General features: G+C 64.5%; 16 protein-coding genes. 5 read left to right on the top strand and 11 right to left on the bottom strand.

What is annotated here, in order from left to right; genetic code table 11:
* Positions 1-13 precede the first annotated feature (13 nt).
* The 6 genes from NLM32_RS17085 to NLM32_RS17060 all read right to left on the bottom strand — a co-directional run bounded on the left by NLM32_RS17085 (position 14) and on the right by NLM32_RS17060 (position 6,157).
* The gene (locus NLM32_RS17085; protein ID WP_254130103.1) at positions 14-763 is read right to left on the bottom strand and encodes a phosphorylase; all 750 of its coding nucleotides are present in this window, start codon (positions 761-763) and stop codon (positions 14-16) included.
* Positions 760-2,712: a squalene--hopene cyclase gene (shc, locus tag NLM32_RS17080; protein WP_254130102.1), complete on the bottom strand. Its 1,953-nt coding sequence runs from the start codon at positions 2,710-2,712 to the stop codon at positions 760-762. Before shc ends, NLM32_RS17085 begins: the two co-directional genes overlap by 4 nt.
* Before the next feature lie 50 nt (positions 2,713-2,762).
* Complete coding sequence (gene hpnE, locus NLM32_RS17075) at positions 2,763-4,019, bottom strand: hydroxysqualene dehydroxylase HpnE (RefSeq protein ID WP_254130101.1); 1,257 nt, start codon at positions 4,017-4,019, stop codon at positions 2,763-2,765.
* Complete coding sequence (gene hpnD, locus NLM32_RS17070; RefSeq protein WP_254130100.1) at positions 4,019-4,858, bottom strand: presqualene diphosphate synthase HpnD; 840 nt, start codon at positions 4,856-4,858, stop codon at positions 4,019-4,021. Before hpnD ends, hpnE begins: the two co-directional genes overlap by 1 nt.
* Positions 4,848-5,732 (bottom strand): squalene synthase HpnC, encoded by an 885-nt coding sequence (gene hpnC, locus NLM32_RS17065; protein WP_254130099.1) that lies wholly within the window; start codon positions 5,730-5,732, stop codon positions 4,848-4,850. Before hpnC ends, hpnD begins: the two co-directional genes overlap by 11 nt.
* A 191-nt stretch (positions 5,733-5,923) precedes the next feature.
* Positions 5,924-6,157 (bottom strand): hypothetical protein, encoded by a 234-nt coding sequence (locus tag NLM32_RS17060; RefSeq protein WP_188101991.1) that lies wholly within the window; start codon positions 6,155-6,157, stop codon positions 5,924-5,926.
* 477 nt (positions 6,158-6,634) lie between these two features.
* Between NLM32_RS17060 and NLM32_RS17055 the strand changes: the two genes are divergently transcribed.
* Both NLM32_RS17055 and NLM32_RS17050 read left to right on the top strand, forming a co-directional pair.
* Positions 6,635-7,132 carry a hypothetical protein gene (locus tag NLM32_RS17055; RefSeq protein WP_254135329.1) on the top strand — a complete coding sequence of 166 codons (498 nt, stop codon included), beginning with the start codon at positions 6,635-6,637 and terminating at the stop codon, positions 7,130-7,132.
* Between the two features lie 64 nt (positions 7,133-7,196).
* Entirely contained in the window at positions 7,197-8,054 is an 858-nt protein-coding gene (locus tag NLM32_RS17050; RefSeq protein WP_375143561.1) for a hypothetical protein, read from the top strand.
* A 26-nt stretch (positions 8,055-8,080) separates the two neighbouring features.
* Here the strand turns inward: NLM32_RS17050 and NLM32_RS17045 are convergent, their stop codons facing one another.
* The 4 genes from NLM32_RS17045 to NLM32_RS17030 all read right to left on the bottom strand — a co-directional run bounded on the left by NLM32_RS17045 (position 8,081) and on the right by NLM32_RS17030 (position 14,575).
* Positions 8,081-10,447, bottom strand: coding sequence for an RND family transporter (locus NLM32_RS17045; RefSeq protein WP_254130097.1), 2,367 nt, complete (start codon positions 10,445-10,447; stop codon positions 8,081-8,083).
* Positions 10,448-10,652: 205 nt separating this feature from the next.
* On the bottom strand, positions 10,653-11,438 hold the full coding sequence (gene eutC, locus NLM32_RS17040) for an ethanolamine ammonia-lyase subunit EutC (protein WP_254130096.1): 786 nt from the start codon (positions 11,436-11,438) through the stop codon (positions 10,653-10,655).
* On the bottom strand, positions 11,435-13,021 hold the full coding sequence (locus NLM32_RS17035; RefSeq protein ID WP_254130095.1) for a B12-binding domain-containing radical SAM protein: 1,587 nt from the start codon (positions 13,019-13,021) through the stop codon (positions 11,435-11,437). Before NLM32_RS17035 ends, eutC begins: the two co-directional genes overlap by 4 nt.
* A gap of 171 nt (positions 13,022-13,192) precedes the next feature.
* The gene (locus NLM32_RS17030; RefSeq protein ID WP_254130094.1) at positions 13,193-14,575 is read right to left on the bottom strand and encodes an ethanolamine ammonia-lyase subunit EutB; all 1,383 of its coding nucleotides are present in this window, start codon (positions 14,573-14,575) and stop codon (positions 13,193-13,195) included.
* 220 nt (positions 14,576-14,795) lie between these two features.
* Between NLM32_RS17030 and NLM32_RS17025 the strand changes: the two genes are divergently transcribed.
* A complete protein-coding gene (locus tag NLM32_RS17025) occupies positions 14,796-16,526 on the top strand; it encodes a methyl-accepting chemotaxis protein (RefSeq protein ID WP_254130093.1) in 1,731 nt (576 codons plus the stop codon).
* Positions 16,527-16,752: 226 nt separating this feature from the next.
* On the opposite strand, the gene NLM32_RS17020 is transcribed toward NLM32_RS17025, so the two are convergent.
* Positions 16,753-17,052 (bottom strand): antibiotic biosynthesis monooxygenase, encoded by a 300-nt coding sequence (locus NLM32_RS17020; RefSeq protein WP_254130092.1) that lies wholly within the window; start codon positions 17,050-17,052, stop codon positions 16,753-16,755.
* A gap of 228 nt (positions 17,053-17,280) precedes the next feature.
* On the opposite strand from NLM32_RS17020, the gene NLM32_RS17015 reads away from it, so the two are divergent.
* Positions 17,281-17,778: a YkgB family protein gene (locus NLM32_RS17015; protein ID WP_254130091.1), complete on the top strand. Its 498-nt coding sequence runs from the start codon at positions 17,281-17,283 to the stop codon at positions 17,776-17,778.
* A gap of 111 nt (positions 17,779-17,889) precedes the next feature.
* The gene (locus tag NLM32_RS17010) at positions 17,890-18,342 is read left to right on the top strand and encodes a low molecular weight phosphatase family protein (protein ID WP_254135328.1); all 453 of its coding nucleotides are present in this window, start codon (positions 17,890-17,892) and stop codon (positions 18,340-18,342) included.
* Positions 18,343-18,434 lie beyond the last annotated feature (92 nt).

Raw genomic sequence — 18,434 nt, 5'->3', positions numbered from 1 at the left:
TTGAAGACACCGCTCAGGCCGCCTCGGAAACCGCGGCCTCGCTCTCCACCAGCTCGGTGCCAATCAGGAAGTCGCGGCAGCCACGAAGCGAGCGCAGCGCGCGGTTGAAGTCGATGCCGGTCGAGACCAGGGCGTGGAGCGTTGCCGGGTTGCGGACGATGCCGCGCAGGACGGCGGCGAGGTCGATCTGGCCGTTCGGCTTGATGGCGGCGCGGGCCAGAGCCGGCAGCGCGCGGTGGGCGGGATCGCTGATGACGCGGACCGCGGCAAACGGCAGGCCGGCTTCGGCGGCATAGGCGGCCGCGATGTGGCTTTCCATGTCGACGGCGGAGGCACCGGTTTCCGAATGCAGCGCGGCCTTGCAGGAGCTCCCGGTGACCACTTCCTCGGCACCGGCCAGGGAACCGCGAACGACCCGGCGGCGGCCGGAGGTCAGCTTGTCGATGAGGTCGTCGCTGAGCGACAGACCGGCCCCCCAGCGGGCGTCGCCCGAGAGCACCTCGGTCGCCACCACGACGTCACCGGAACGCAGCGTCGGGTCGAGCCCACCGGCCACCCCGAACGAGATCACGCCACGAATCGTCTGGGGATCCACCACCGTCAGCAGCGCACGCAACTGGGTCGGGCTGCTCGACGAGCAAATGACCGCCATTCCGGGCCCGGCAGCAATGCGGGCCTCCTGAACCAATCCGGTCACGATCAGAATCGGCCGCGGATCAATGGCATTACCCGCGGTAATATAGTCCCCCGTCCCCAAAGTCACATCCCGACCCCTACCACCCTGCTGTTGGTGTTCCGCAAGTTCCGATACCGCGCCAGCGCCCATAGTGGGAAGAACTTCGGGTAACCATGATACCGCAGATAGAACACGCGGGGAAAGCCTGTGGCGGTGTACCGCTGCTCGTCCCACAGTCCTTTTTCGTTCTGTGTTGCAATCAGGTACTCCACCCCGCGGGCGACGGCCGGGTGATCAACCTCGCCAGCAGCCATCAGGGCAAGCAAGGCCCATGCCGTTTGCGAGGCGGTCGACGGGGCGGGTTCCCAGCCCTTGTAGTCCAGCCGGTAGCTGACGGCGTCCTCGCCCCAGCCGCCGTCCTGGTTCTGGATCGAGGCCAGCCAGTCCGACGCCTTGCGCATCATGGGATCATTGCGGGGAACTCCAGCCATATTGAGGGCGCAGAGCACCGACCAGGTTCCATAGATGAAGTTCATGCCCCAGCGGCCATACCAGGAGCCTTCCGGGTGCTGGGTCTTGCGCAGATAGGCGACACCATCGGCGACGTGCTTGCTGGTCTTCTCGGTCTCGCCAAGCTGGGCCAGCATCGAGATGCAGCGCGCCGTGACGTCCTCGGTCGGCGGATCGAGCAGCGCGCCATGGTCCGAGAACGGGATGTTGTTCAGATAATATTCGAGGTTGTTGACGTCGAAGGCGGCCCAGCCGCCATCGTCGCTCTGCATGCCCTCGATCCACTCCCGGCCGCGGTCGATCGCGGCGTCATAGCCGGTCGCTCCGTGCTCGCGACGCATGCGGTCCATCGACATCACCACGACAGCGGTGTCGTCGAGATCGGGGTAATGGGCATTGTTGTACTGGAACGCCCAGCCGCCCGGACGCACGTCGGGCCGCTTCACCGCCCAGTCGCCCTTCACCTCGAGTTCCTGCCTCGGGATCAGCCAGTCGAGCCCCTGCTTCGCCGCAGGCACCGCCTTGTCGCCGCCGGCCTCGAGCAACGCATGCGCCGTCAGCGTCGTGTCCCACACCGGCGAGACGCAGGGCTGGCAGTAGGCCTCGTCGCCCTTGATCACGAGCAGCTTGTCGATGCCGCGCCGGGTGATCGCACGCGGCGGGAAGTTCTCGTCCTTGCCGAGCGCGTCATACATCATGACGATGTTGGCCATGGGCGGATAGATCGCGCCCATGCCGTCCTCGCCATTGAGCCGCTCTTCGGTGAACGCGAGCGCGGCATCGATCGCGCGCTTGCGCAGGCTCTTCGGAAACATCGGCTCGATGACGCGCAGGATCGCATCGAGCGAACGAAACAGCAGGAACCAGGCCATGCTCTGATGCGGCGCCTTGGCGGTCATGCCGATCGAGCGCGGATCCTGCAGGAACAATTCGTCGATGCCGACGCCCTTCGGATTCCGCGCCAACGGCTTGAGCGCGGCGATGACCATCAGCGGCACCATGGTGGTGCGCGCCCAGTAGGAGATCTTGTTGAGGTGGAACGGCGACCAGAACGGCAGCAGCACGATCTCGATCGGCAACACCGGCACCGCGCGCCAGGTCACCACGCCGAACGTCGCAAGCAGAAAGCGCGTGAAGACGTTGCTGTTGATGGCGCCACCGCGGGAATGGATCGCCTCGCGCGCGCGCACCATGTGTGGCGCGTCCACGGAATCGCCGATCATCTTCAGCGCGAAGTAAGCCTTCACGCTGGCGCTCATGTCGAACTCGCCGTCATGCACCAGCGGCCAGCCGCCATGGGCGCCCTGGATGCGACGCAGATAGTTGCCGATCTTGGCCTCGAGCGCGGTGTCGACCGGCTCCGCGAGGTAATGGCGCAGCAGGACGTATTCGGCCGGGATCGTGCAGTCGGCCTCGAGCTCGAAGACCCAATGGCCGTCGGATTGCTGAAGGCCGAGCACGCCTTGCGTGGCCGACGCAATGCTCGATTCCAAAGCTTCGCGGTTGGTCGCGGTCACGGAATCCATGTCGCTCGATTGCTCCGAGTGTCGATTAAAGGTGACGGGGACATTGCCCGTCAGGGCCGCTTTGCGGCCAAAACCAGATCGGCGGCGCGATCACCGGACCGGACCGATCCCTCGATCGTTGCCGGCAATCCCGTAGCAGTCCAGTCGCCGGCAAGGAACAGGTTTTTCAGCGCGGTGACCGGTCCCGGACGCAGGGCATTCTGCGCCGGCGTTGCCGCAAATGTGGCACGGCGCTCGCGCACGATCTGCCACGGCGGCAATTCGCCGGAGACACCGCCGGCCGCGCAGACGTCGTTCCAGATCGTCTGCGCGAGCTCCTCGCGCGGCATGTCGACGAGACGGTCGCCGTTGCTGATGGTGACGGAGAGCCGGTTCGGGAACGCAAACAGCCATTCGACGACGCCGCCGATGACGCCCAGGATCGGCGCCGCGCCCGGCGGTGGCTCGAAGCGGAAATGCGCATTCACAATGGCGCGGAATTCGGTCGGCGCCGTCAGGCCCGGCAGCAGGCTCGTCGCCGCGCGTGGCGGCACCGCCATCACGATCACGTCGCCCGCAGCAAGCTGGACCACATCCTCGCCGCCGAAATTCAGCGCGCTGACCTTGCCGTCGCTGGTGATGAAGGACCGCAGCTCATGGCCGAGCTGAACGGTGTGGCCGCGCTCTTCCAAGAATTTCACCGCAGGCTCGATCAGCACGGCGCTGAGGCCGTCGCGCGCGATCAGCGGGCGGCAGGCCTGCCCACCCGCAAGCAGCGTCTCGCGCACGATGGCGCCGGCCAGCCCGGCCGAACCTTCGGGCGGATCGACATTGAGTGCGGCGAGCAGCAGCGGCTGCACCAGGCGATGATAGAGCGTGCCTTCGGTGGGAATGGACTTGCCGACCAGCGTCTGTTCCGACGCCCAGATCAGCGGAGCCAGCTTGAGATAATCGGTGAGTCCGGTATCGGGCACGCGGCGGCTCTCGTCGAGCACCCAGGTCGGTAGCCGGCCCGAACCAAGATCGATCTGCCAGCGCTGCCCGGTCTTGATGTCGACGAATGGAAACTGCGCGCTTTCAGGACCGACCAGCCCCGCCTCGGTGCCGATCGATCGCGCATAGGCCCGCGCATGGCTGTTGCCCGACAGCAGCAGATGGTTGCCGTTGTCGATGGTGAGATTGGTGGCGCCGTCGAAGTAGGAGCGGCAGCGGCCGCCGGCCTGGTGCGTCGCCTCGTGCACGGCGATCTTGAAGCCGGCATTGGCGAGCCGCACAGCGGCGGAGAGGCCGGAAATTCCAGCGCCGATGATGTGAGCTGTGTTTTGCATCAGATGAAAGCGTAGCGGAACAGGATCGCGAAGCGTGTGACCTTCGACACACGCACCGGCTCGCGCGGCGCATTGAAACCGCGCGCGATCAGGAGGTCCAGGATGGCGTGATAGTACTTCGACATGATCCGCGGCGCGCGCACCGCGCGGCGCCTGTTGCGATTCATGATCTCGTCCGACTTCTCGAAATGTGCCTTGGCGCGCTGCGTCAGCGGCAGGCAGACTTTCGGCAGCGCGCGCTCGGCGATCACGCGGTTCGGATCGTTGGAGGTGATGCCGGCATGCAGCAGCGCCTCGCGCGGCAGATAGAGCCGGCCGAGGCCGGCGTCCTCGTCGATGTCGCGCAGGATGTTGGTGAGCTGCAGCGCGCGCCCCAGGTGATAAGCGAGCTGGATGCCGTCCTCTTCCGGCAGGCCGAACACCCGCACCGACAACCGTCCGACGGCGCTGGCAACGCGATCGCAATAGAGATCCAGCGTCACCATGTCGGGTGCGCGGATGTCCTGCGGCACGTCCATCTCCATGCCGTCGACGATGGCGAGAAAATCCTCGCGCTTCAGCCCGAAGGTCTTCACCGAGGTGACGTAGTCCTTCAACCGCGGCGGCGGATTGCCCTGGTAGAGCGCGTCGATGTCGTTGCGCCATTCCTGGAGCGCGGCGAGCCGCTCGTCGCGCGGGCCGTCGGAATCGGCGATGTCGTCGACCTGGCGGCAGAAGCTGTAGATCTGGAACATCGCCTCGCGCTGGTCGCGCGGCAGGATGCGCATCGCAGCGTAGAAGGAGCTGTTCGATGCGGACGAGCCATAATTGGCGCTGGGCGCGGTCGCCTCAAGCGTCATGGGCAGTCCCCGGACTAGAGATGGCCTTGCGGCCGATCGCACGGCGGCCGACTTCGCCGATCATGCCGGCGAGGCTGAAGGTGAGCAGTTCAAACTTGTTCAGATGCACGCGCTCGCGCAGGGGATCGCGCACCTTGAGCAGGCGCACGATACGGTCGGCATAGGCCTGGATCACCGCGACGTCGACGCCGAGGCGGACATCCCGGATCTCCGCAGCTAACGACCTGCCCTCGCCCAGCAGCGCTTCGTTGCGCACGGCGAGCCCCTGGAGGCAGGCCAGCATCGCCGGCGGCGACTGCGCAAGTCCGAGCTGCTCGACCGAGGCGCCGCTTACGGCCAGGGCATCGCGCGGCAGATAGACGCGATTGAGCTCGCGGAAATCCTTGCCGCAATCCTGGAGGTGGTTGTTGATCTGAAGGCCCGCGCAGAGCGCATCCGACGCGGCCCAGGTCGAGGTGCTCTCGCCATGGACGTCGAGCATGAATCGGCCGACCGGCATCGCCGAATAGCGGCAATAGTGGATGACCTCGTCCCAGTTCTCGTAGCGCAGTTTTGTCACGTCCATGCGGAACGCGATGAGCACGTCGAGCGCGTGGCGGGGCGCCATGCCACGTTCGGCGAGCGCACGCCGCAGCGCGACGGCTTCAGCCTGGGTGTCGCCCTTGCCGAGCAGTTCCGCCTCGAGCAGGTCGAGATAGCGAAGCTTTTCGTCCGCCGGCAGGGTCGCGTGGTCGGCGATGTCATCGGCCGTGCGGACGAAATTATAGTACGCCAGAATCAGCGCGCGATGACGCGGATGAATGATCCAGGACGCGACGGGAAAATTCTCGTCGCGGTCACCCTTGCCGGATCGCAATTCGCTCGCAGAGGTCATCGAGGGCTGATCAACAATCGTTTGGACAGGAAGGGCTTTTGCGCTCGCGCGGGCTCATGCCAGCGACGCCGCCGCGGCCCCCATATAGGGGAATACGGCCGCAAAACCAATCCTGTCTCTCGATGGCAGCCCTGCGGATCCGGCCTGAAAAAGGCGGCCCCACGGCCGCCTTTGTGGGCCAGTGGCCGAGCTTACTGGTTGTGGTTCTTCAGGACCTGGTCGCAGGCCTGCGAGATCTTGGCCCGGTTCTCCTTGAGGCAGGCCAGGATGGTGAAATCGCCCTGGTCGATGACCGGACGGCAGAACTTCTGCACGTCGCGCGTGCAGGCCTTCTGCTCGGCGTCCGTGCCACGCCCCTGCTGGGCGAACGCAGCCGTGGACAGGGTTGCCGACAGCACGGTGAGGGCGACGAGAAGCTTACGCATTGTATTCCTTCATTCTGACGGCAGAATCTCACCAATCCCGGACAGCACAGGGCGGACGACGGGAACGGATTGTTCTGATGGCAAGTTGCCGCGGAAAGAGCGGCACCGGAGAAGGCACAAGCGCTGGTAAATGCGGCCAAATTGGCGCCGCGCCTACCAAATCAGGTCTTCCCTCGGTCTTCATTGGCAGATGTAAGGGTTTGATACTACGTCATAATTCGGGCAAGCGGCGTTTTACTGCATACCTGTTGCAGAGCTGCATCTGTCCGAGCGGCCATTTCGGCCAGAAATACATGGAAACCGAGGAAATCCGGGGACAGCTCGTGGCAAGACCGCTCCGCGAGCCCGACATTGTGGGCGGCTAGGCTTTGAACCCGCGCAGGCTCTTGAACCTGACACGGGCTCACAACACTAAACTTTCGATGTGGCGAGACGTCCTGTCATGAACGGACGTGGTTCCAAAACGGGATATTGATGATGAAATTCTTTGGGCGATCTGAACTGGCAATCAAGGCGGCCGGCATTGGTGCGGCGCTGCTCTTCTCAGTTGCGGCAAGCCACGCTCAGTCGTCCGGGCCGTTCGCCGGCTTCGACGGGGCGTGGACCGGGACCGGCACCGTGAATCTGTCGGACGGCTCGACCGAGCGCATCCGATGCAAGGCGGATTACAAGGTTGCCGGCACGGGCCTCAACCTCAAGCAGGCGCTGCACTGCGCGTCCGACAGCTACAAGTTCGACCTCACCAGCGACGTGACGAGCCAGGGCGAGCGGATCTCCGGCAACTGGAGCGAGTCCAACCGCAACATCTTCGGCAATTTGCAGGGCACCGCCGGCGGCGGTCAGATCGACGTGTTCGTCGAGGCCAATGGTTTCGCCGCCAATCTGTCGCTGCGCACCAACGGCTCCAAGCAGACCGTGCAGATCTCTTCGAAGGGTGAGATCCGCGGCGTCAATATCACGATGACGAAGGGCTGATCGCCCTTCCCGCTTCCAAGAGAACACGCCCCCGGTTTTCGCGAGCCGGGGGCTTTTTACTGACATGGACCGATTTCGCAGACAGCTGCTTTGGGGACTTGGTTGGGGAGTTGGGCTCCTCGCAACTCACCGTGCCCGGGCCAACGATCAACCGCCACCCCAGGGAGGAGCGGATATGTCGGCTTCGTCAGTGAAACCGCGTCACGTGCTTTGTTTCCTCGGCAAGGATGAAAGCCTGCTGCATCCGCCGAAAGCGGTCGCAAAGACGATCACCGATTTCGGTTTCGAGATCGACCGCACCTATTCGCAAGCGCAGTCCGATCCGCATATGACGCGATCGTTCGGGGTCTGCTGGGACCGCGTCTTTCCCAATGCGTGGTCCGCCGCCGACGAGGCCGCCGTCGCCAACCATCAATCCGTGCTCTACGTGCTGAGCCCGCCGATGGAGCAGCATAAGGCGGTCGCCTATTCGGCCGCGGCCTTGCGTATCGTCGAAGAGCTGATCGAGGCCGGAGCCACCGCCGTGAAGGGGGAGAGCGCGGGCGTTGCCCACGGGATCAAGCGGTGGATGCAGTTGGCCGGCGAGTGCAAGGCGGCGGCCAAGACGAACCAGGGCCTCGCCCTTACGGCCGCGATGGGGCGGACCTGTCGCCTCGCCTTCGCCAAGCGCCCGCTCGGAGGCGCGGCCTACAACGAAAGCGTTGGATTCCATCTCGTCGGGCTGCCGGAGATCTATGTGCCGAAAGCGCGCAGCAGCGATCGCGACGCGGTGAAGCTCATGGACGAGATCGCCGACGCGATGGCCGAACGTGGCATCGACGCGACGCTGCGCGATCGCAAGCTCACGCTCTCACGAGAACAGGATTACGCCCAGGACGATTTCAAGTTCAACCCGTACGGGATCGTTCGCATCGACGCGTGAGCGTGAGGCGGCGTCTGCCGCCCCGCTCAGATCGCCGGCTTGTCGGGGCCGTGAAGCTTGGCGTGCAGGTTGATCAGCCACATCGCGGTCGGCCGCAGGATGAAGAGGTCGGCCACCAGCGCCGCCACCATCGAGAAGGCGCTGAGCCAGCCGAACAGCCGAAGCGACGGCAGGTCCGAGAACACGGTGACGACGAGGCCACTGGCCAGGACCACCGTGGTCAGGATCAGCGCCGGGCCGACCAGCACGGTCGCCCGTTCGACCGCCAGCGCCGAACCGACGCCGGGCTTGCTCTCCAATCGCAGGCGATTGAGGAAGTGGATGGTGGCGCTCAAGCCCAGGCCGAACGAGACGGTGAGCGCGACGACGCTGGCGAATTGCAACCCCTCGCCCATCGCCCACAGCACCGTTCCCGACATCACCACCGGGAAAATGCCTGGCAGGATGCAGGCAAACATCACCACCCAGGAACGGAAGGCGAGGCCGATGAAGATCGCGACCAGCGCGAATTCGACGGTGAGGCCGCGGTTCAGCTTCTCGATCATGCCGGCCGAATTGCGTGCCGCGATGGCGGCGAGACCGGTGACGGCAACCTCGTAGCCGGGGTGCTTCTTGCGGACGGCGTCGAGCTCGGAGTCGAGCTTGTCGACGATCGGCAGGAGCTGGCTGGAGTCCTTGTCCGGCACGCGGCCGGCCACGACCACCGCATCCTGCTCGGCATCGATGAAGCGTCGCACCAGATGCTCGGGAATGACGTTCACATATTCCTTGAGGGTTGCGACATCGTCGCTGCCGGCCTTTTCCGCCAGCCAGCGGCGCAGCGTCTCCAGCGACCAGACATTGCCCACGCCGGCCGCCTTCTCCACGGTCGCATGCACGTCGGCGATGGTTTGCAGCGTTTCCGGCGAGTAGAGCGTTTCGCCCTTGGGAAGCTGGATCAGGACGTTGACCGGATTCGCGCCGGTGAGCTTGGCGTCGAGCCGGTTGCTGGCGGCGACCGCCTGGCGCTTGTCGGGCACCTGGTCGGCGAGCCGGTAGCGCGGCTGAAGATTGGCGTAGACGACACCGAGGCCGGCGACGAACACCAGTGCGATCAGGCTGAACAGGCCGGGCCGGCCGACCATGCGCACCGCGATCCAGTAGCAGAAATTGCGCAGCGCCTGCACGCCGGCATCCGCGCTCTGGAACTTGACCGCAAAGAGCTTCTCGTTGCGTACGAACAGCACGCCGAACACCGGCACCAGCGACAGCACCGTGACCAGCGCGATGATGGTCGCGGCGAGACCTGCTTCACCGAATTTGCGGATCAGGTCGGAGTCGGAGAACTGGAGCGCGATGAAGGAAATGCCGGCGGTGCCATGCGTCAGCACGCAGGCCGGACCCACCACCAGCACCGCATTCTTGAACGCGGTGAACTTGTCCTGGCCCGCGATCAGCCGGTCACGCGCGGCAAAGGTGAGCTGCATCGAGTCCGAGAACGAGATCACCATGATGAGCGGCGTCATCACGTTCAGGAACATGTTGAGATTGAAATTGGCCCAGCCGAGCGCGCCGAGTGCGATCAGGATCGCGATCATCGGGGGGAACGCCGCCACCACCATGAACGAGATCTTGCGGAAGAAGATGATGGCGATGACGCAGCCGGCGAGAATGCCGAGGATGTTGTAGGTGAGGCCGTCGCGCTCGACCGCGTTGCGGATCTCGAGCTGCATCACCGGCACGCCGGAGAGCTGCACGCTGAGCCCGGTGTCGCCGAGATCCTCCTTCATCAATGCGCGGATGTCGCCAACGGTCTTGGTGAGCTTGTTGGAGGCGACCACTGCCGGATCGAGCGACAGCACGATCAGCGCGAGCGTACCGTCCTCGGACAAGAGCTTGCCGCGGATGATCTCGTTGTTTTTGACGGTCTCGATGAACTGGTCATAGGCCGCGCCTTCGGGCAGCTCGGCCGGGAACAACGCGGCCGGCAACTTGCCCGGCGCCGGCGCCTGGCGCGCCGAGAACAGCGAGACCAGGCCGCGGGTGCCTTCGACCAGCTGCATGTCGGTGACGAAGTCGCGCAGCTTCTCGAGGTTCTTCCGTGCCAGGAGTTTCTGGCCTTCGACCACGACGAGGACGTCGAATTCCTCTGCCGGGAACTTCTTGGTCACCGCTTCATACTGGCGGAATTCCGGTGTGTTGGAGCGGAACAGCTGCGACAGCGAATCGTCGATCTTGATCCGATAGATGCCGAACACCGCGGCAACGATCAGCGCGAGCAGGATGATGCAGGAGACGATCGGCGCGCGGACCGCGATCAGCCCGATGCGCTCCAGCCCGAAGGCGATGGAGGACGTAGGCCCCTGCTCGACCTTGTCGACATGAACCTCATTCTCGCGGTGCTTTTCGAGCATGCCTTGTCCAGTTCCTAAATCGGTTCGGTCAGTGAGCTTATTGCGCCCCGCGAACGGCTTGAAAACGCCATACCAATGGGAGGCTTGCCCGTTGAAAATGCGCGGAAAATCGCCGGCAGCGGTTTAGCAGGTGATGAGCCCGACTCGCAAGCACGCCAAGGGTCTCCAAATCGATCAAGATGCGGCGATTTTGCCGAATTGCCCGTCATTCGGGCAAAGCCGTGCCGATTCGACGCGGCGCGCGGTCGGCGCTCTCGTCCTTGAGCGCCACGCCCGTGACCTCCCGCGCCAGTCCCTCGCGGACCAGCCAGGCGATCTTGAGCCCGGCCTCATGATGGCTCAACCCAGCCTTGTGGATGTTCGACACGCAGTTGCGCTCCGCATCGGTCAGTCCGGGCTTCGGCGCGAAGGTCAGATAGGCACCAAGGCTGTCAGGCGCGGACAGGCCAGGCCGCTCGCCGATCAGCATCAAAACCATGCGCGCCCCGAGAATGGCCCCGATCTCGTCGCCGAGCGCAACGCGCGCGCCTGAGGCGACGACGACATGGCCGATCGCGACAGCGTCGCCTTCGCCGAGCAGCGGCAGCAGGCTTTGCAGCAGCGCGACTGCATGGGCCTGGACCGCCGCCGCAGACAGTCCGTCGCCGATGACGATCGCAAGCTGGCACGGCGCGATGGCGCCATCCGCCAACGCTGCGGCGGAGCCGGCATCGAGCTGCCGTCCGAGATCCGGCCGGCGCAGATAGTCCCCGCGATCGGCCGCCCGGCTCGTGACCTCGGTGGCACCAAGGCCGAGCGCCCTCACCCCGGCGACCAGACCCGGCGCGTCGAAGGCGGCGTGCACGGCATCGCGGGCACGGGCATGGGCCAGCGTGAAGTCGAGCAGCGGTTTGGTCGGCAGGCTCGCGCCACTGCGCCCGAGCGCGACGCGCGCGGGCGTGAACGATCGCAGGTCGACGGTCGGGCGCGCCGGGACGGGCTTGTCGCTCATTCGGCGGGGACGGACGCTTCGCGCAGCCGGATCGAATAGTTCGACGCGTTCTGCTTGCCGCTCGATGCCGCGCGCGCAAAGGTGATGAGGTGATGCGCGATCAAGGTGCAGCCGATCAGGCCTTCGATGTCACCGCGGCGGATCCGCCCCAGCGCGAACTTCCAGAACACCCGCCGGTAGTCGCCGAGCACGCCGACCTTCCAGAAGATATTGCGCAGCATGACGAGCCCGCGCCTGATGTTCGGCCAGGTCTTCATCTCGTCCGGCACCGGCATCTTGAGGCGATGGGGATAAACCTCGTCGCATTGATACTGGAAGCGCGCATAGACCTTCTCGGGCTCGTAAGCGACGCTCATGGCGTGCTTCCAGGATGCGACGACATCGTCATAAGGCAGCAGGAAGTTGACGTTGGAATCGCGCCCCTCGTCATCGACCAGTCGTCCTTCCTTCTCCAATCGGTCCCATAGCGGCGTCTTCGGCAGCGCCTGAAGCAGGTTGATCGTGAGCAACGGAATCCGGGACTCCTCGACGAAGGCGAGCAGAGCCTCCGACGTGTTCGGCTTGTCGGTGTCGAGCCCCATGATAATGCCGGACACCACCTCCATCCCGTAGGAGTTGATGGTGCGCACGCCCTCCAGGATCGGGACCATCATGTTGTGGTCCTTGTGCATCGCCTTCAGCGCGTCGGGGTCCGGCGTCTCGATGCCGCAGAAGATGGTGATGAAATAGGCCTCACGCATCTTCTTGAGGATCTCGGGACGCTTGGCGATGTTGAGCGTCGCCTCGCAGGCAAGCCGCACGACGTAACCGGTCTTCTTCTGCCATTCGATGAGGTGCGGTAAGAGATCCAACGCTGCCTTGCGGTTGCCGATGAAATTGTCATCGACGAAGTAGACCGTGTCGGTCATGCCGCATTCGCGCAAGCGATCGAGCTCGGCGATGATTTGCTCAGGCGACTTGATGCGCGGATTGCGACCGTAAAGGCCGGGGATGTCGCAGAACTCGCACTCATACGGACAGCCGCTGGAATACTGGATGCTGCCGAGGAAATAGCGTTTCACATCGGCGAGCTCATAGGCCGGGATCGGAAATTCCGTCATCGGCACCCGGTCCTTGGTCGTCAGCACGACTTGGCTCTCGGGGCGCGACGTATCGCGCGCCAAAATCTCGAACAGCTGATTGGTGGCGTCGCCGAGCTCGCCGACATGGAGATAGTCGAACGACGGGTAATAATCCGGGCACGCGCTGACCGACGGACCGCCGAGCGCGACCGGCAGATCGAACTCATGGGCGCGGCGGCAGATGTCGTTCATCTGCTGGCGCTGGATGTGCATGCCGCTGACGAAGACGGCCTCCGCCCATTCGAACTCTTCCTTCGTCGCGCGGCGAAGATTCTCGTCGACGAATTTGACCTGCCACTCCTTCGGCAGATAGGCCGCGAGCAGCAGCAGGCCCTGCGGCGGCATGAAGGCGCGGACGCCGTCGGTCAGCGGATAGGAATGCTCGAAGGTGCCGAAAGATGAGGTGTAACGCGGGAAGACGCAGAGAATATGCCGGCTCGTTCCGTTGCTTTCAGCGCGCATCGAACTTCCCCCAACCACGTTCCACGAACGGTACTGACGAGGTCTCCAGAAACATAGCGTAACGCTGCAACCGGAATTCCTCAATATTGTGGCACCGAACTAATTCGTGAGACGCGCCAATGGTTTCCCCGGTTCACGCCGGCAGATGGAAGTTTTTAGCGCGATTTTTGGTCATGCGATCAACCGGGAGGCGAAATCGGGCAACAGGCCTGCGTCGCGGGCAAGCCGGAAGTCGGGACCCGCAATCCCGGTCCGGACCAGCCAGTCGTCGAACTCGGGCGCCCGGGCCGCGCCGAAGACGTCGCGGACATAGAGCGCATCGTGGAAGGAGGTGGACTGGTAGTTCAGCATGACGTCGTCGGCGCCGGGCACCCCCATGATGAAGGTGACGCCGGCGGCCGCGAGCAGCGTCAGCAGATTGTCCATGTCGTCCTGGTCCGCCTCGGCATGGTTGGTGTAGCAGATGTCGATGCCGAGCGGCAGGCCGAGCAGCTTCCCGCAGAAATGATCCTCCAGTCCCGCCCGGATGATCTCCTTGCCGTCATAGAGATATTCCGGGCCGATGAAGCCGACCACGCTGTTGACCAGCAACGGCGCATAGGCACGGGCGACCGCATAGGCGCGCGCCTCGCAGGTCTGCTGGTCGACGCCGTGGTGGGCATTGGCCGACAGCGCCGAGCCCTGCCCGGTCTCGAAATACATCACGTTCTCGCCGACCGTGCCGCGCTTTTGCGACAGCCCGGCCTCATGCGCCTCCTTCAGCAATGCGAGGTCGATGCCGAAGCTGCGGTTGGCGGCCTCGGTGCCGGCGACCGACTGGAAGACGAGGTCGACCGGCACGCCCTGCCCGATCAGCGAAAGCGTCGTGGTGACATGGGTCAGCACGCAGCTTTGGGTCGGGATCTTCAGCCGCGCGATGATCTCGTCCAGGAGCCGCAACAATTGCGCGATGACGGCCGGATCGTCGCTCGCCGGATTGATGCCGATGCAGGCATCGCCGGCCCCGAGCAACAGGCCGTCGAGGATCGAGGCGGTGATGCCCCTGGCATCGTCGAAGGGATGGTTGGGCTGCAGCCGCGTGCTCATCCGGCCCTTCAGGCCGATGGTGTTGCGGAAGGCGGTGACGACCTCGCATTTCCGCGCCGCCAGGATCAGGTCCTGGTTGCGCATCAGCTTCGACACCGCGGCCGCCATCTCCGGCGTGATGCCGGGTGCGAGCTTGCGCAGGACCTCCGGCGTGGCGGCGTCCGACAGCAGCCAGTCGCGGAAAGCTCCGACCGTCAGCGAGGCCATGGGGGCAAACGCCCTGGCGTCATGGCTGTCGATGACGAGGCGGGTGACCTCGTCGGCCTCGTAGGGGATGACAGCCTCGTTGAGGAATTGACTGAGGGGAACGTCCGCCAGCGCCATCCGCGCCGCGATCATCTGCTCGGCGGTCCCAGCGGCAATGCCGGCCAGCCGGTCGCCGGAGCGCGGCGGCGTCGCCTTGGCGAGGAGGTCGCGCAGGTCGGGGAAGGTGTAGGTCGTGGCGTCGATCGTATGGCGGTAGACCAAAGGCAGCTCCGCAGGTTCATCGGCCAGTGGCCGACTCCAAGGCGATCCGAAGATTATACCCCCGGATCAAGACGCTGAAATATCTTACCTTTCCTTCGACCAAGGGCGAAGGGGGCCCAGGGCCGCGTTAACGCCGCGTCCATCTTCATTCTGCATAGTTTTGCATCATTTTTTGACGACCGCGCGTCCGGCCACTCCCGGCCATTCGGACTCCTGCACCATGACATCAGACCGATCTGGGAATGCCGCCGGCCTGGCCGGCCGCTTCTCGCTGGCGACCAAGCTCTATGCGATCTTCGCGCTGTTCGCCCTGCTCACCGCGGCGATCGCGATGCTGTCCGACTACAACAGCCGCCGCAGCGCCGAGCTGACCAGTGCGATCGAGACGGCCAATGCGGCGGCGCTGAACGTCGAGCGCGTCAACTCGCTGGTCTATGCGGTCGTGATGGAGTCGCGCGGCGTCTACATGTCGAGCGAGCCGGCGGTGGTGAAGAAATACGGCGAGGGCCTGCTCAAGTTCAACGAGCAGATCCTCAATGTGGTGAAAGGCTGGGAGACCATCGTCAAGGCCGACGATTCCGAGCAGTTCGCCACCTTCAAGAAGCGCATCGAGCAGTTCGTCGACTTCCGCAAGGAGCTCGTGCGCCGCGGCGTCGAGATCAATGCGGCCGCGGGCCGCGAATGGGGCGACAACGACGCCAACCGCGCCGTGCGCTCCGCGCTGAACAAGGATCTCGAGGCGCTCTCCAAGGTCTATGCCGAGCGCGCCAGGCAGATCGCACGCGAGACCGAGACCAACCGCACGCTGTCCTTCGTGCTGACCTGCCTCGGCGGCGTCGCGCTGGCGCTGGTCGTGATCGGCATCATCATCATCGCCCGCTCGATCGCGCGGCCACTCGCCGCGATCACCGCGACCATCAAGCAGGTTGCCGACGGCGCCGAGAACATCGTGGTGCCGCACTCCGGCCGCGCCGACGAGATCGGCGCGCTGGCCCGCGCCATCGAGGTGTTCCAGGACGCGATGGGCCGCAACCGCAACCTCGCCTCGCAGGTCTCGCGGGATTCCGCGGCACGCGAAGAGCGCGCTCGCCACATCGAGCAGTCGGTCGACGCGTTCCGCGAGGCGATCGGCGCGATCATGCGCGGGCTGAGCGACAACGCCTCCGTCATGCGCGAGACCGCGCAGACCATCACCCGCGTCACCGCGGATGCCAACAGCCGCGCCGGCACGGCGGCCAGCGCCACCGAGCAGGCTTCAAACAACGTCACCGCGGTGGCGGGTGCGGCCGAGGAACTGTCGGCGTCGGTGGAAGAGATCGGCCGCCAGGTGCGGCAGTCCGCCAGCGCCGTCGAGCAGACCGGCCAGCGCACCGAAAAGTCGATCGCCGAGATCGAGAGCCTCGCCGCCGCCACGCAGCGCATCGACGGCGTGCTGACCCTCATCCAGACGATCGCCGAGCAGACCAACCTGCTCGCGCTCAACGCCACCATCGAGGCCGCCCGCGCCGGCGATGCCGGCCGCGGCTTTGCCGTCGTCGCGCATGAAGTGAAGGCACTGGCCGGTCAGACCGCGAAGGCGACCGCCGACATCAGCGAGAACGTCGCGATGATCCAGTCCTCCACCCGCAACGCGGTCGACGCCGTCCGCGAGATCGGCGGCGCGGTGCGCGAGATCAACGAGGTGACATCGGCGATTGCCGGCGCCGTCGGCCAGCAGGACGCGGCGACGCGCGAGATCTCCTCCAACGCGCAATCGGCAGCCCAGGGCAACGAGACGCTGGTCGCCAACATCACCTCGCTGCGCGACGCCATCGGCGAGACCGACACGGCGGCGACCTCGGTGCTGACGGCGGCAGGCAGCCTGACCGCGACGGCGGACACGCTGTCGCGCGAGGTGGAAAAATTCTTCCAGAACCTGCGCTCGGACAGCCGCATCGCCAAGGCCGGGTGATCGCGGGCGTCTGCCGGCTCCGGGCAGGCCGCTCAAACCAAAAACGCGAAAACAACCCCATGCACAGTAGGCGCGGCAAGCCCCGCGCCACACGATTGCTGATTTTACGAAATCAATTTGACACGTCGGGCAAAACACCGGCATGATGTCATCATGGGTGCCCCCGAACCTCAGGCGACGACTGAACACGCCTGCCGCAGACACCGTCCGGCACCGCCGGACCGCATCACCCGTGCTCGAACGGGCCGACTTCGCGAATGACTCGGCAGATCTGCAAAAATCCGCTGGCGTAGAATTCGGCATGACCTCGCTTCATGGCTTCGATATGTTCGGGATGGGTCCGCCAGCCTTCGAGCGCCTGTTCCGAGGCGAAGCGAAACACGGTGATTTCCTCCCCGTCATCCGCCTTGAATGATTTCACGGACTGAAATCCCGGAAGGCCGCTCACGATCTCATACATGCGCTCACCGAGGCGATCGTACGCATCCCCCGACGCGCCGTCTCGCAGCTTGAGATCTCCGATCACGATCACCTCACCAAGCATTGTCGTTCTCCGTATTGAATTCGAGCCCAGGAGAGAGTTCGGGGGCAAACGGCCATTATTACGTTTCGAGATCAATTATTCCCGCGCTCCCTGACATTTTCGCTAGGGCTGCACGCACACAATCGTGAACTGAAACGCGCGCAGCGCGCGTAACGAGCGCGGAGGCGCGACCGTAACGCCAGCAATGAATGCATCATCAAAGGCGGTGAAATGACTGAACTAGTGAGAACAAACTTCCATATCGCAGAAGACGGGGCTGGGTCGTATCGACCGCTGGCGATCCTGCGCTGGGTCATGGTCGTGATCTTCGTGTCGTTCGGCATGCAGAAGTTCACGCCGCAGTCGGCCCAGGGCATCGCGCAATTCATCAGCAACAGCCCGTTTGTCTCGTGGCTATCGATCTTCGGATTGCGAGGCGAAGCCTACTTTCTCGGCGTCACCGAACTCGTGATTGCGGCCTTGCTGGCTGCCGGTGCATTCAGCCCGATCCTCTCGGCGCTGGGATCATTGATGGGTGTGGTCACTTTCGCCGTCACGTGGTCGTTCTTTTTCACCACCCCTGGCGTCGTGACATGGAGCATCTCGACCGACCCCATGGCCTGGAATCTGGCAGGCGAGTTCCTGTTCAAGGACATTGTGCTGTTTTGCGTCTGCGTCGTGCTGCTCCTGGCGTCACTGCCGCAGGTCGTTACGAGGCTGCGCTGTTGAGGGCTCAAAGAGCTACGTGTCACTCGGCGCGGAGCCGTGCTAGCTTGTTCTTGCAGGACCACATGACCGCCAAGTGGCATGGGGCAGACCTTTGATGGAATTGCGGCTTTGATGACCAAGACCAATCGCGTGCTGTTTCTCTGCACGGGCAATTACTATCGAAGCCGCTATGCCGAAGAGATTTTCAACCATCAGGCCGGGCGCGAAGGGCTGGGTTGGCATGCCTTCTCGCGCGGCGTCGCCGACAAGCTTTTCCCTGAAAACGTGGGGCCGATGTCGCCCTACACGTTGAACGCCTTGCAGGCCAAAGGCATCGCGCCGGGAGGCGCTGCGCGCGGTCCGGTACTTTGCACCGTCGCCGACTTCGCAGAGGCGACGCTCGTGGTCGCGCTGAAGGACGCCGAGCATCGCCCGATGATCGAGCGTCGCTTTGCCGAGGTTTCCCATCGCGTCGAATACTGGAACGTGGACGATATCGAGTTCCTCGATCCGCCAACGGCGCTGGGCAAGATCGATGAGCTGGTTGGGCGGCTGATCGGGAGCCTGCAGAGCCGCGACCGATAGCGGCAAGCCTATTGCACTAGCCTATTGCATATGACGCAAGGCGTGGCGAGGATGCATCGCGGCAGGCAGGAGATCGATGTGTGCCGACGCGG

This window comes from Bradyrhizobium sp. CCGUVB14 (assembly GCF_024199935.1).
In the GTDB taxonomy this organism is placed as follows: domain Bacteria; phylum Pseudomonadota; class Alphaproteobacteria; order Rhizobiales; family Xanthobacteraceae; genus Bradyrhizobium.
This window is presented reverse-complemented; position numbering and strand designations above follow the sequence as displayed.

Excerpts from the sequence above, each read along its gene's own strand:
- NLM32_RS17055 (WP_254135329.1), top strand. The coding sequence starts at position 6,635 with ATGAAATTCTTTGGGCGATCTGAACTGGCAATCAAGGCGGCCGGCATT.
- hpnC (WP_254130099.1), bottom strand. The coding sequence starts at position 5,732 with ATGACCTCTGCGAGCGAATTGCGATCCGGCAAGGGTGACCGCGACGAG.
- NLM32_RS17025 (WP_254130093.1), top strand. The coding sequence starts at position 14,796 with ATGACATCAGACCGATCTGGGAATGCCGCCGGCCTGGCCGGCCGCTTC.
- hpnE (WP_254130101.1), bottom strand. The coding sequence starts at position 4,019 with ATGCAAAACACAGCTCACATCATCGGCGCTGGAATTTCCGGCCTCTCC.
- NLM32_RS17045 (WP_254130097.1), bottom strand. The coding sequence starts at position 10,447 with ATGCTCGAAAAGCACCGCGAGAATGAGGTTCATGTCGACAAGGTCGAG.
- NLM32_RS17015 (WP_254130091.1), top strand. The coding sequence starts at position 17,281 with ATGACTGAACTAGTGAGAACAAACTTCCATATCGCAGAAGACGGGGCT.
- eutC (WP_254130096.1), bottom strand. The coding sequence starts at position 11,438 with ATGAGCGACAAGCCCGTCCCGGCGCGCCCGACCGTCGACCTGCGATCG.
- shc (WP_254130102.1), bottom strand. The coding sequence starts at position 2,712 with ATGGATTCCGTGACCGCGACCAACCGCGAAGCTTTGGAATCGAGCATT.
- NLM32_RS17010 (WP_254135328.1), top strand. The coding sequence starts at position 17,890 with ATGACCAAGACCAATCGCGTGCTGTTTCTCTGCACGGGCAATTACTAT.
- NLM32_RS17050 (WP_375143561.1), top strand. The coding sequence starts at position 7,197 with ATGGACCGATTTCGCAGACAGCTGCTTTGGGGACTTGGTTGGGGAGTT.
- NLM32_RS17035 (WP_254130095.1), bottom strand. The coding sequence starts at position 13,021 with ATGCGCGCTGAAAGCAACGGAACGAGCCGGCATATTCTCTGCGTCTTC.
- hpnD (WP_254130100.1), bottom strand. The coding sequence starts at position 4,858 with ATGACGCTTGAGGCGACCGCGCCCAGCGCCAATTATGGCTCGTCCGCA.
- NLM32_RS17060 (WP_188101991.1), bottom strand. The coding sequence starts at position 6,157 with ATGCGTAAGCTTCTCGTCGCCCTCACCGTGCTGTCGGCAACCCTGTCC.